The 12,771-nt window shown below is 35.3% G+C and carries 12 protein-coding genes and 1 tRNA gene; 6 read left to right on the top strand and 7 right to left on the bottom strand.

Annotated elements, in window-relative coordinates; genetic code table 11:
• Window positions 1-52: 52 nt before the first annotated feature.
• Window positions 53-129, top strand: a tRNA-Asp gene (locus BN2144_RS03280).
• Window positions 130-965: 836 nt separating this feature from the next.
• Here BN2144_RS03280 and tsaD read toward each other — a convergent pair.
• The 5 genes from tsaD to BN2144_RS03255 all read right to left on the bottom strand — a co-directional run bounded on the left by tsaD (window position 966) and on the right by BN2144_RS03255 (window position 5,992).
• A complete protein-coding gene (tsaD, locus tag BN2144_RS03275; RefSeq protein ID WP_033826917.1) occupies window positions 966-1,991 on the bottom strand; it encodes a tRNA (adenosine(37)-N6)-threonylcarbamoyltransferase complex transferase subunit TsaD in 1,026 nt (341 codons plus the stop codon).
• Window positions 1,984-2,436, bottom strand: a complete 453-nt coding sequence (gene rimI / locus BN2144_RS03270) for a ribosomal protein S18-alanine N-acetyltransferase (protein WP_033826916.1) — start codon at window positions 2,434-2,436, stop codon at window positions 1,984-1,986. The genes tsaD and rimI overlap by 8 nt, the downstream gene beginning before the upstream one ends.
• 12 nt (window positions 2,437-2,448) lie before the next feature.
• Complete coding sequence (gene tsaB / locus BN2144_RS03265; protein ID WP_033826915.1) at window positions 2,449-3,147, bottom strand: tRNA (adenosine(37)-N6)-threonylcarbamoyltransferase complex dimerization subunit type 1 TsaB; 699 nt, start codon at window positions 3,145-3,147, stop codon at window positions 2,449-2,451.
• Window positions 3,128-3,598 (bottom strand): tRNA (adenosine(37)-N6)-threonylcarbamoyltransferase complex ATPase subunit type 1 TsaE, encoded by a 471-nt coding sequence (gene tsaE, locus BN2144_RS03260; RefSeq protein ID WP_033826914.1) that lies wholly within the window; start codon window positions 3,596-3,598, stop codon window positions 3,128-3,130. Before tsaE ends, tsaB begins: the two co-directional genes overlap by 20 nt.
• Window positions 3,599-4,054: 456 nt before the next feature.
• Window positions 4,055-5,992, bottom strand: coding sequence for an ABC transporter ATP-binding protein (locus tag BN2144_RS03255; RefSeq protein ID WP_033826913.1), 1,938 nt, complete (start codon window positions 5,990-5,992; stop codon window positions 4,055-4,057).
• Between the two features lie 386 nt (window positions 5,993-6,378).
• On the opposite strand from BN2144_RS03255, the gene BN2144_RS03250 reads away from it, so the two are divergent.
• From BN2144_RS03250 to tatC, 3 genes are all read left to right on the top strand, one after another.
• Window positions 6,379-7,035: a redox-sensing transcriptional repressor Rex gene (locus BN2144_RS03250; RefSeq protein ID WP_033826912.1), complete on the top strand. Its 657-nt coding sequence runs from the start codon at window positions 6,379-6,381 to the stop codon at window positions 7,033-7,035.
• 79 nt (window positions 7,036-7,114) lie between these two features.
• Window positions 7,115-7,297: a twin-arginine translocase TatA/TatE family subunit gene (gene tatA, locus BN2144_RS03245; RefSeq protein ID WP_033826911.1), complete on the top strand. Its 183-nt coding sequence runs from the start codon at window positions 7,115-7,117 to the stop codon at window positions 7,295-7,297.
• Between the two features lie 11 nt (window positions 7,298-7,308).
• Window positions 7,309-8,058, top strand: a complete 750-nt coding sequence (gene tatC / locus BN2144_RS03240; RefSeq protein WP_033826910.1) for a twin-arginine translocase subunit TatC — start codon at window positions 7,309-7,311, stop codon at window positions 8,056-8,058.
• 192 nt (window positions 8,059-8,250) lie between these two features.
• Here the strand turns inward: tatC and BN2144_RS03235 are convergent, their stop codons facing one another.
• A complete protein-coding gene (locus tag BN2144_RS03235; protein WP_033826909.1) occupies window positions 8,251-8,931 on the bottom strand; it encodes a CPBP family intramembrane glutamic endopeptidase in 681 nt (226 codons plus the stop codon).
• Between the two features lie 219 nt (window positions 8,932-9,150).
• On the opposite strand from BN2144_RS03235, the gene groES reads away from it, so the two are divergent.
• Window positions 9,151-9,435 (top strand): co-chaperone GroES, encoded by a 285-nt coding sequence (groES, locus tag BN2144_RS03230; RefSeq protein ID WP_033826908.1) that lies wholly within the window; start codon window positions 9,151-9,153, stop codon window positions 9,433-9,435.
• A gap of 55 nt (window positions 9,436-9,490) precedes the next feature.
• Window positions 9,491-11,113: a chaperonin GroEL gene (gene groL / locus BN2144_RS03225; protein ID WP_033826907.1), complete on the top strand. Its 1,623-nt coding sequence runs from the start codon at window positions 9,491-9,493 to the stop codon at window positions 11,111-11,113.
• 229 nt (window positions 11,114-11,342) lie between these two features.
• On the opposite strand, the gene BN2144_RS03220 is transcribed toward groL, so the two are convergent.
• Window positions 11,343-12,671 (bottom strand): IS3 family transposase, encoded by a 1,329-nt coding sequence (locus tag BN2144_RS03220; RefSeq protein ID WP_033826480.1) that lies wholly within the window; start codon window positions 12,669-12,671, stop codon window positions 11,343-11,345.
• Window positions 12,672-12,771 lie beyond the last annotated feature (100 nt).

Raw genomic sequence — 12,771 nt, 5'->3', positions numbered from 1 at the left:
CGTCGGGCTCATAACCCGAAGGTCGTAGGTTCAAATCCTATCCCCGCAATCTGGTCCGGTAGTTCAGCTGGTTAGAATGCCTGCCTGTCACGCAGGAGGTCGCGGGTTCGAGTCCCGTCCGGACCGCCATTTCATATAATTTGTTTCTAAGATAAACCTAGGTAAACCTTGTTTTCTTTTGTTTTGTGTGAGTTTTGTAAATTTAGCTCTATAATAAATGGTGGACTTTATAAAAAGTTTGAAAAATAGAAATACACGACTCCTAACTTCCTTATCTATAAATTCAAACAGGTATGAACGGGAATATTATTATTTCAAAAAGTTAGGAGTTCTTTCATTAGGATTAAGGATTCATACCTAGAATAAAAGGGTACCAAGTGCAATGTATAGTATCCTAACCTATTTGGTAATCTTTTATTCATACTTCTGCCTCTACGTTAGCTCTAGCTGCTCATCAAACTGGACTTTCAATTAAATTGGGATTCCATATCCTGCTTGTTGGCTGTTTCATTAAATTTTTACTGAATTGAGCATCTATAGCCTTTCAAAATGTCTTTTTTATGAGATTTCAATCTAAATTTTACATGTGTCATCTCCCCCCTTTAAGATGTCTGTTTTTCTACATTTTAACCTAAATGGACGTTTACAACCTTTCAAGATCACCGTTTCATCAATTTCATCACCAAATTGGTCAGCGATAACCAAACAATCAAGATTCCCAATTTCATCACTCAAAATTGAATGAATTACTTAAAATCGAACGAAAACAAATGAAGAAATACTTCCTTATAGCTATTATTCTCTAACAATTACTTTAAAGCCGCGGACAATACAAAAAGTAATTGTCCTCTCATGATGTATAAGCAAAAAGACTTTGTTTCCCTCGGTGTCAAAGATTATTCATACTTACTAAGATAATCCTTAGATTGGACACCGCTATATGAAAACAAAGTCCTGTCACTTGGTTATTCTCTATTAAATGAGGTTAAATCTAATCCTGGATTGGCGTTAAGTCCGAGATTGGCGCGGATACCATTTTCATAAAAAATTGTTCCACATGCTGCAATCATTGCTGCGTTATCTGTGCATAACTTTAATGGGGGGATAATTAAATCAATCCCTTTTAGTTCTGAAACTTTTTCCTTCAACCCTTCACGTAATCCTTTATTTGCAGCAACCCCACCTGCTAAGATTACTTGTTTAACATTATACTCTTTGGCAGCTCGACTTGTCTTTTCTACTAACACTTCTACAACACTTGCTTGAAAGCTTGCAGCTAAATCTTCAGGTTTAATGGTTTCACCACGTTGTTCAGCATTATGAACCGTATTAATCACCGCTGATTTTAATCCACTAAAGCTAAAATCGTATGAACCTTCTTCTAACCATGCTCGTGGTAAATCAATCGTGGCTTGTCCTTCATGAGCTAGTCGGTCAATATGAGGACCACCAGGGTAAGGAAGGTTTAAAACTCTTGCTACTTTATCATAAGCTTCTCCTGCGGCATCATCTCTTGTTTCACCAATCACTTCAAAGTGGCCGTGTTCTTTCATATAAATAAGCTCCGTATGGCCACCAGAGACAACGAGAGCTAGTAGAGGAAACTTCATTTCATCTACGAGACGATTGGCATAAATATGACCTGCAATATGATGGACAGGAATCAGTGGGAGTGAGTGAGCAAATGCTAATGATTTGGCAGCTTCAACTCCAATTAATAATGCGCCAACGAGACCTGGCCCTTGTGTGACTGCAATTCCGGATAGCTGTGAAAAAGTTATGTTTGCTTGGTTCATTGCTTCTTCAATAACTGTTGTAATTTGCTCAACATGTTGACGAGATGCAATTTCTGGAACGACACCACCAAATCTTTTATGTGTTTCAATTTGTGAAGCAACAATATTCGACATCATTTCGCTACCATTTTTTACGACGGATGCAGCTGTTTCATCACAACTTGATTCAATACCTAAAATATATATATCATTCATTTAAATTCACCCACATTACTAAAGCATCTTCATAATTATCCGTATAATACCCTTTACGGATTCCTCCGTTTTTAAACCCAAATTTACGATACATATTTTGCGCAATTTCGTTGGAAACTCTAACTTCTAATGTTGCTCGTTTCGCACCATGACCAATCATTGTTTCCATCATTGTTAACATTAATTGTTCACCAATTTTCATTCCCCGATACTCGGGTAAGACAGCGATATTTGTAATATGTGCCTCATCGATAATAATCCACATTCCACCATAAGCAATTATTTTCCCATCAAGATCTCCACCAATATAAAGTGCATAGGGATTCATAGTTAATTCTCGTGCAAATGCGTCTTTTGTCCAAGGTGATGTAAAGGAGGCGTGTTCGACATTTATTATTTGATCAACATCTGCAATGGTTAATTTACGAAAAACGGGTGTAATCATAAGACAATCCCCTCAATTTCTGTCAGATTTCTCTCTCCATTTTGCTTCTGCTTCTGTAAGTCGCAAATAGTTTGGCTTAAATGAATGAATGTTTGCCTCATTTTCCAATTTACTACCAATTAAGGCTAATTCACCTGGTCGAGGGATATTGGTTGTAATTGGGGCAAAACAAGCATATTCATTTGCGATTGTCGCTATTTTTTCTCTATGTAAAGCGACATCATTTCCTATAAATAATACAGGTTTTTCATATGTTTTTATTAATTCACACCATTCTACAATTGATATATGTTGATCGCTTATTACTTGTATTAATTGATCATTTTCATATTGATAAAGACCTGTGAAAAGATTATCTCTTCTTGCGTCCATAATAGGAGATATGAGGCCTTGGAAGTATCGACCACTGGCAGCCATTAATTGCAGACTAGAGACGCCTACAATTGGAAGATTCAGTGTCCAAGCTAATGTTTTTCCAATGGTTACCCCAATTCGAAGTCCCGTATAGGATCCAGGTCCATTTGCTACGACAATCTTTTCCATATCATTTAAGCTCATATTGCAATCTTTTAATAAAAAATCAATGGCAGGAAGTACTCGTGTGGAATGGTTTCGTTTTATATTAGAAATATATTCACCAATTACCTTTTCATCATTGGCAACTCCAACTCCGAGGACATTTGTAGATGTATCAATGGCTAGTGTATTCATGAAAAAACTCCTTACATAATTGTTCATATCGATTGCCAACGGGATAGAATGTGATATTTCTCTCCTTGTCACTCATTCGTGTAATTTCGATTTTTAACAGTTGATTAGGAAGTTGATCCTCTATCATATGAGCCCACTCAATAACCGTGACACCCTCACCATCAAAATATTCATCAAAGCCCAAGTCTTCCATTGAATTTTTTAAACGATAGACATCCATATGGTATAGTGGAAGCTTTCCATTATATTCTTTAATAATAGTGAATGTTGGACTATTCACATTCCTTGAGATTCCAAGTCCTCTTGCTAATCCTTTTGTAAAAGTTGTTTTTCCTGCACCAAGGTCGCCTTCAAGGGCAATCACATCGCCTGGTTGTATGAAATTACTTAACCTTTCTGCTAAACTCATCGTTTCTTCCTGATTATGTAATGTGATTGTATAATCATTCATCATTTCATTCACCAACTTTTATTTATCTTCCATTAGAGTATCGAAATATCATCAAAATATCAATATTTCCTAAACAGATCGTTCAATTATTAAGTAATTTTTTTCTAGTTGTCCACATTTTTTACACTGAAAATCTACTTTGTGAATAAGATTGTGGATAAAGTTACTGTCATATCACTATTATTAACGACAAGGTAAAGTATTAAAAGGATTAAATAGAATCCACAGTTATTTTGTGGATAACTTGACTATTATTTGTGGATTTTGTGGAAAAAATATAAAAACACCGATAAAACAATGATAAACCTGTGTATAACATTGTGGAAAACGTGAATAACTTATGTAAAGTTCACTTCAAAATAATGTTTAGCAAAATCCTTGCCTGTAATATAAGAAAAGAAAAAGGTTCAAGGGTATTTTTCTTCCTTGGACCTTAAACATTGTTATATTAAGGTGTTATTCTTCGTCTAGTTCGCTCCATTCTTCTAACAGGGATTCAATTTCTAATTTTGCCGTCTGTATTTCATTGTTTAATTCAGCTACTTTTTCATGATCTGTATAAATCTCTGGTTCAACAAATAGTTGTTCTAATTCGGCAATTGCTAATTCTAATGTTTCAATTCTTGTTTGAATCTCTTCTATTCGTCTTTTTCGTTGCCGTTCTAATTTTTTCAGTTCCTTCTCTTGTTCATACTTTTTCTTTCCATCTTGTACAAACTTCGATTCATTCATTTTGCTAGCAGCAATTTTTTCCTCTTTTAATTGTTTTAGCTCAAGCAATTCTGCCTTTTTTTCTAAATAGTAATCGTAGTCACCTAAATATTCCGTTACTCCACCTTTAGATAATTCTAATACCTTTGTAGCAATTCGATTAATGAAATAGCGGTCATGGGATACAAACAGAATTGTACCAGGATAGTCGACAAGTGCATTTTCTAATATTTCCTTACTATCTAAATCTAAATGGTTCGTCGGTTCGTCTAAAATTAAGAAATTGGCATGGAGCATCATTAATTTTGCTAAAGAGAGTCTCGCTTTTTCACCACCACTTAGCGCAGAAACAGGTTTTAATACATCATCACCAGAAAATAAGAAATTGCCAAGAATCGTTCGTATTTCTTTTTCTGTCCTCGTTGGATAGTCGTCCCATAGCTCATTTAATACACGCTTATTCGATGTCAAATTCGCTTGTTCTTGATCATAGTAAGCGATGGAAACGTTTGTCCCTAGATTCACTTCACCTGCAATGGCGGGGAGTTGTCCAACAATTGTTTTTAACAAGGTAGATTTCCCAACACCATTTGGACCAAGTAGCGCAACACTATCGCCTCTTGTCATACGGAAATGAATATGTTTTGATACTTGATTCCCGTTATAGCCAACTGCTAAATCCGATACGTTTAAAACTTCATTCCCACTTTGACGTTCAATATCAAATGAGAAGTTTGCAGACATTTCTCCCTGTGGTCTATCTAATAGATGAATTTTTTCTAGCGCTTTTCGCCGGCTTTGTGCTCGTTTTGTCGTTGAGGCTCGGGCTAGGTTTTTGGCAATAAAGTCTCTCATTTTCTCTATTTCATCTTGTTGTTTTTCATACATTTTCAATTCTCGTTCATAATTTGCTGCTTTTTGAACAAGGTATTGACTGTAATTTCCAGAATACCTCGTCAATGTTTGCTGTGCACATTCATAAACTTGGTTAACGACTTTATCGAGAAAATAGCGGTCATGGGATACAATTAAAATTGCACCATCATATGCTTGTAAATATTGTTCTAACCATGTCAGTGTGTCAATATCTAAATGGTTTGTCGGTTCGTCTAATATTAAAATATCTGGTTTAGAGAGCAATAATTTACCTAAGGCAAGACGTGTTTTTTGCCCCCCACTTAATGTAGATATTTTTGCTTCTTGATATTGGAAATCGGAGAAATTTAACCCATGTAAGACAGAACGTATATCTGCTTCATATTGATAGCCGCCCTGATCTTTAAACTCATGTTGTAAGAAGTCATATTCAGCAAGTATCTTTTCATATTTACTCTCATTTGTATATACTTCTTCTTTTGCCATTTCCTGTTCAAGTGAACGTAATTTTTTCTCCATTTTTTGTAACTCTTCAAAAACAGTTAACATTTCGTCCCAAATGGTTTGTTCGGAGTCGAGACCTGTATGTTGATCTAAAAAGCCAATGGTAACTTCTTTTGGTTTAATAATTTCGCCTGAATCATAAGCAAGTTCACCAGAGATTATTTTTAATAAGGTTGATTTACCTGCTCCATTCCTGCCGACGAGAGCAATTCGATCCCGTGTATGTATTTCGAGTTTTATATTTGATAAAACTAAATCTGCACCATAATATTTATTCAGTTGATTCACTTGAAGTAAAATCATCACTTACACCTCAACATTCACATTAAAAAATCAAGTAATATAAAAATCATTTTTAATTTGTTTAAAGAAAGTAGTAAAAGATAAAGATATCATATGTATTTATCCAAACATGATAAATAACATCTATATAAAAATAGTACATGAATATAATAAAGAATAGCAAATAAAGATTAGACAAATCGATGTACAAGACAGATGAAAAAAAATAGTGTATCATAAAAGGTGAATATATTAACATAATTGTATAACATGATATAAGTAATAGAATGAAAGTTGAAAGCGTTGACAAAACGTGTATTCCCTCGGGTGAAGGAATAAAGTACTTCTATGGGGACTGGAAAGAGATTATAATTAACTAAGAAATTATCAGCATTGGAGGATTTGACATGGAAACAGAACAGCTTAAAATTCCTAAAGCAACTGCAAAAAGATTACCATTATATTATCGCTTCATTCAAAATTTATATCAGTCAGGGAAACAAAGGGTTTCATCAGCAGAACTAAGTGAAGCGGTGAAGGTAGACTCAGCAACGATTCGCCGCGACTTTTCCTATTTTGGCGCTTTAGGTAAAAAAGGCTATGGTTACAATGTCCAATACTTATTAACGTTTTTTCGAAAAATATTAGATCAAGATGAACTAACGAAGGTCGCTTTAGTTGGTGTAGGGAACTTAGGAACAGCTCTATTAAAATATAATTTTACAAAAAACAATAACACAAAAATTGTCTGTGCCTTCGATACAAATGAGGAGAAAATTGGGAACTATATTAGTGATATTGAGATTTTTTCAATGGAACAGCTAGAGGAAAAGTTAGTATCAGAGGGTATCCAAGTTGTCATTTTAACTGTTCCGGCGAATGTAGCGCAGCTCGTAACGGATCGACTTATAAAAACAGATATAAAAGGAATATTAAATTTTACACCGGCACGCTTAACCGTTCCATCTACAATTAATGTTCAACATATTGACTTGGCAGTGGAACTTCAATCATTTGTTTATTTAATTAAACATTATTCTACAGAAGAATTAGCAGTAGAGTAGGAATTTTCCATATGGAAGGGGAATAGTATTATATATATGGGGAAAGTAGGATTATTAACATGTTCAAGGGGGGATAGAGATGCCGATGATTGGTCCGGGAAGTTTAGTTTTAATATTACTTATTGCCTTACTTATATTTGGTCCAAATAAGTTACCCCAAATAGGGAGAGCAGCGGGAAATACATTGAGAGAATTTAAGGATGCTACAAAAGGATTAACAGATGACGCAGAAGAAAGTAAGAAAGATATGGAAAGTAAGTAGGTAGGGGATGGATGGAGAAAAACGAGTTAACTGTATACGAACATTTAGTTGAAATGCGGAAAAGGTTGATTTATGTCATCGCCTTTTTCACGTTGACAATGATTGGTTCGTTCTTTCTAGCAGAGCCACTCATTGTTTATTTACAACATACAGATGAAGCGGCCAAACTTGATTTGAATGCTTTTCGATTAACGGATCCACTGAAAATTTACATGCAATTTATTTTTGTTATTGCATGTGTATTAACAGCGCCTTTTATCCTATATCAATTATGGGCGTTTATATCACCAGGACTTTATGAGAGAGAAAAAAAGGTTACATTATCCTATATACCTATTTCCGTTATCTTGTTTTTAGCTGGAATCTCCTTTTCATATTTTATCTTATTTCCATTTGTTATTCGTTTTATGGGACAGCTTGGAGGGCGGATGGAAATAAACCCAGTGATTGGGATTAACGAGTACTTTCAATTTTTATTTCAAATTACATTACCATTTGGATTACTATTCCAGTTACCAGTCATTATTCTTTTCTTAACAAGACTAGGGATTATCACACCGATATTTTTATCAAAAGTAAGAAAATACGCATACTTTATTTTATTAGTGATAGCAGCATTAATTACACCGCCAGATATATTGTCCCATATGATGGTTACACTACCATTATTTTTACTGTATGAGATTAGTATTTGGATTTCAAAATTTGCCTATCGAAAAAGGGTTCGTGAAGAAGAGTCATCCATTGCAAATCATGGTTAAAGGATAGGCTGTTTGATAAACGTGAGGGGCGCGTAACAATCACCATAAAAAGTGGACAAAGGCTTTATCATAGAGGGAAACGATATTTATCGTAAGGGGATTGATATTCTCCGTAGTTTCTCTAGGATAAAGCTTTCTTACTTTTCTAATACGTTCCAGATAAAATGAATAAATCATCAAGGAACAGATATACTAATGTAGATTTGCCATATTTTGGCTTATAAGCTGGCCAATAACAATATACGTATTCATAAATGTATGGGCAAAAATGGGTACAAAAATTGTATTTGTTCTTACATATAAATAACTGAATGTAAAGCCAATCGCACTATATAACAATACATGTTCAAATTCCATATGTGCAACAGAGAAGAGAATTGAGCTAATGAGTGCTGAGATAAAAAAGCCTAACTTTTTATAAAGAGCACCAAAAATTATTTTTCTAAAAATAATTTCTTCTAGAATCGGACCTATAATTGTTGTAACAAGAATCATGAATGGTGCAATTTTAATTAAAGATAAAATACTTTCTGTGTTATTTGATCCAGATTTGATTCCAAAAGAGGATTCAATCATAATAGCAATGCTTTGAGTGATAAAAGCAAGTAGAACACCATAAATGGACCATCCGATTGTCATAAAAAATGAATGGTTTTTATTTCGAAGCGAAAATTCATCTTTTAAATGATACATTGTAATGACCAGTGTAGTAATAAAACTAATTACTGTCCATGTAGCAACAGCGTAGGCCCATGTATACGTTCCATTCATACCGAATGCTTGAAATAAAGCATATGTAATTTTACTACCAAGACTTAAAAACAATTGCATGGCAACATATGTAATCATAATGACTTTATAATTATGCTTCAAAAGTTTCCACCTCACATATTCCTTATCCAGTTTATCAGATTTTAAGATTATTTTTATCTCCAACTTTGAAAACTCGATAAATCTTATAAAAAAATGTAAAAATTTAATCGTTGACACTTGCAAATTATTAATCAATTCATTATTATAATAATTGGAATTAGCACTCGGAAGCAATGAGTGCTAACAAAATAGTTAATATATATGAGGAGGTTGTTTATTGTGTTAAAACCACTAGGAGATCGCGTAGTAATTGAACTTGTTGAAACAGAAGAAAAAACAGCTAGCGGTATCGTATTACCAGATACTGCAAAAGAGAAACCTCAAGAAGGGAAAGTTGTCGCTGTTGGAACTGGTCGAGTACTCGATAACGGTGAACGAGTTGCACTAGAATTGAGTGTTGGCGATCGTATCATCTTCTCAAAATATGCTGGAACTGAAGTAAAATATGAAGGAAAAGAATATTTAATCTTACGTGAAAGTGATATTTTAGCAGTTATAAATTAATGCTGTTCTTAACAATTGATACAAATAGAAAAAGGAATAGGAGGATTTGACTAAAATGGCTAAACAAATGTTATTCAGTGAAGAAGCTCGCCGTAGCATGCTTAATGGTGTTGATAAATTAGCAGATGCGGTAAAAGTTACATTAGGACCTAAAGGACGTAACGTTGTATTAGAGAAAAAATTTGGTTCACCTTTAATTACGAATGATGGTGTAACAATTGCAAAAGAAATCGAATTAGAAGATCCATTTGAAAATATGGGTGCAAAACTAGTTGCTGAAGTTGCAAGCAAAACAAATGATGTTGCTGGGGACGGTACAACGACTGCAACTGTTCTTGCACAAGCGATTATTCGTGAAGGCTTGAAAAACGTAACTGCTGGTGCAAACCCAATGGGTATCCGTAAAGGAATCGAAAAAGCAGTTAACATTGCTGTTGAAGAATTAAAAGGAATTTCAAAACATGTAGATAGTAAAGAAGCGATCGCACAAGTTGGTACGATTTCTGCAGGTGATGAAGAAGTTGGAGAATTAATTGCAGAAGCGATGGAACGCGTAGGTAAAGACGGCGTTATTACGATTGAAGAATCTAAAGGATTCAATACGGAAATGGACGTTGTTGAAGGTATGCAATTCGATCGTGGTTATGTATCTGCATACATGGTTACAGATCAAGATAAAATGGAAGCAGTTTTAGAAAATCCATATATTTTAATTACGGATAAGAAAATTGCAAATATCCAAGAAATTCTTCCATTACTTGAGCAAGTTTTACAACAATCAAAACCATTATTAATTATTGCTGAAGATATTGAAGGGGAAGCTCTAGCAACTCTAGTTGTAAACAAACTTCGTGGTACATTCAATGTTGCAGCAGTAAAAGCACCTGGTTTTGGTGACCGTCGTAAAGCTATGCTTGAAGATATCGCTACTTTAACTGGTGGTGAAGTGATTACGGAAGATTTAGGTTTAGAACTTAAATCTGCTTCAATCGAACAACTTGGTCGCGCTGGAAAAGTTGTCATTACAAAAGATAACACAACAATTGTTGAAGGTGCTGGAGAACCAAGCAAAATTGGTGCTCGTGTAAACCAAATTAAAGCTCAATTAGAAGAAACAACTTCTGAATTCGATAAAGAAAAATTACAAGAACGCTTAGCTAAACTTGCTGGCGGTGTTGCAGTAATCAAAGTTGGTGCTGCTACAGAAACAGAATTAAAAGAACGTAAACTTCGTATTGAAGACGCACTTAATGCGACTCGTGCAGCTGTAGAAGAAGGTATTGTATCCGGTGGTGGTACAGCACTTGTTAACGTATATAACAAAGTAGCAGCAATCGAAGCTGAAGGTGATGAAGCAACAGGCGTGAAAATCGTTCTTCGTGCATTAGAAGAACCAGTACGTCAAATTGCACAAAACGCTGGCTTAGAAGGCTCTGTCATTGTTGAACGTTTGAAAAACGAACAAGCGGGAGTTGGTTTCAACGCAGCTACAAACGAATGGGTAAACATGATTGAAGCTGGTATCGTTGACCCAACGAAAGTAACTCGCTCAGCTCTACAAAACGCAGCAAGTGTTGCAGCTATGTTCTTAACAACTGAAGCTGTTGTAGCTGACATCCCAGAAGAAAACGCTGGTCCAGCAATGCCTGACATGGGCGGAATGGGCGGCATGATGTAATAAGCCGTTCCAACCCTTGATATGAGTGGGTTTGTAAGTAAGATGAGAGTGAAATGCTAACGTTTTGCTAACATTGAGGTAAATTAACGGAGGCTTCTCATGAGTTCACTGAACTTTTGAGAGGCTTCTTTTGGCTCTATAATAAATGTTGGGGTTAATAAAAGATTCAAAAAAAAGAGACACACGACTTAAAATGGTACCTATGTCAAGGACACAATAAAAAAAGAGGTTAAGCAACTAGAAGATGATTCCTATATTGAATAGGGGTCATCTTTTTTAAATTCCATTGATATCGATAATTGTTATAGTAAACCATATAGTGATTTATTTTTGCTTTTAGTTCTTTTAAGGATTTACAAGATTGATAGTCTACTTCATCTTTTAAATGACCAAAGAAAGACTCTTGAGGGGCATTATCCCAACAGTTCCCTCTTCGGGACATAGATTGTCCTAGACCATATTTTTTTAATAACTTTTGATATCTGGGGCTCGTATAATGGCTCCCTTGATCAGAGTGGATGAAGGCATCTTTATGTAGTGTAATCTTCTTGTTTTTCATTAGTTTGTGAATCGTCTTTGTTGCGATGTCTAGAGTGATACGATCAGAAACATGGTAAGCTAGGAGTTCGTTAGTGGACGCATCTTTTATGGTTGACAAATAAGCCATGGAATTTCCGTTATATGGCAAATAAGTAATGTCCGTTAATAACACTTTTCCTGGAACTCCTTGCTTAAATTCCCTATTTAACTTGTTTGGAACAACCTGATGCTCCTTGGTTGCTTTAGCGATCCTTTTATAAGGATTTGGCTTTCTGTGAGGACAGATGATTCCATATTTCCTCATGATTCTCTGTATCTTTTTACGGCTAAACGTAATGTTAAAATCATTCTCCAGTATCATTTTAATGGAGCGTGAACCTTTCTTATATCCGCGCCGATTAAAGGCCTTTAAAATGATTTCCTTCGCTTCAAGATCCAATTTCTCCTTTGCTTCCCGGAGAGAGGAAGCCTTTAGGTAGCTATAATATCCAGACCGGGATACCTCTAAGAGGCCACATAGATACCTGGTCATCCCCTTAAATCCATTTTGTTCAATGGTCTCCTGAATCAATTGATATGCATTATTCGGATTTAGATTTTCGCTTGAGTTTAGCAGCCTCCTTTCTGTCGTTTCTAGCTTTTTTAACAGCTCAACCTGTCCTTCCAACAGTTCGATTCTTGCCTTTTGTCTTTCAATCACTTCGGACGGTGAAAGCTCACGTTTCAAGGGTCTGCCGGAAGCGTTTTTCCTCGTATCCGTAAGCCCAATCAAGCCATTCTTCTCATAGGCCTTTTTCCACCTGCAGGCTGACTGTTCGATTCGTTTTATTCCTATAACGTCCACATCGAAACCGTTCTCCGCAAAGATCTGACGAGGGAGTTTGCCAGCTAGGTACTCATCAATAAATCTATTTTTAAAATCGTCAGTATAGGTAATAGACCGATCGCTGACACGATGTATATTTGGATTCTGTTGAAGTGTTTTTATCTCTTTGGTTGAAAAAGTTATTTTACTCATGTTGTCCCCTAATCCTCATATTCTAAAATTCAAGTATATAAAAAAATACCTGTAGGTGAAACCCTCTTTTTCAAGTGTCCTACCTACAGGTACCATTTTA

The sequence above is a fragment of the Bacillus andreraoultii genome, assembly GCF_001244735.1.
In the GTDB taxonomy this organism is placed as follows: Bacteria; Bacillota; Bacilli; order Bacillales; family Caldibacillaceae; genus Caldifermentibacillus; species Caldifermentibacillus andreraoultii.
The sequence above is the reverse complement of the archived record's forward strand: the minus strand, read 5'-3'. Positions and strand labels throughout refer to the sequence as shown.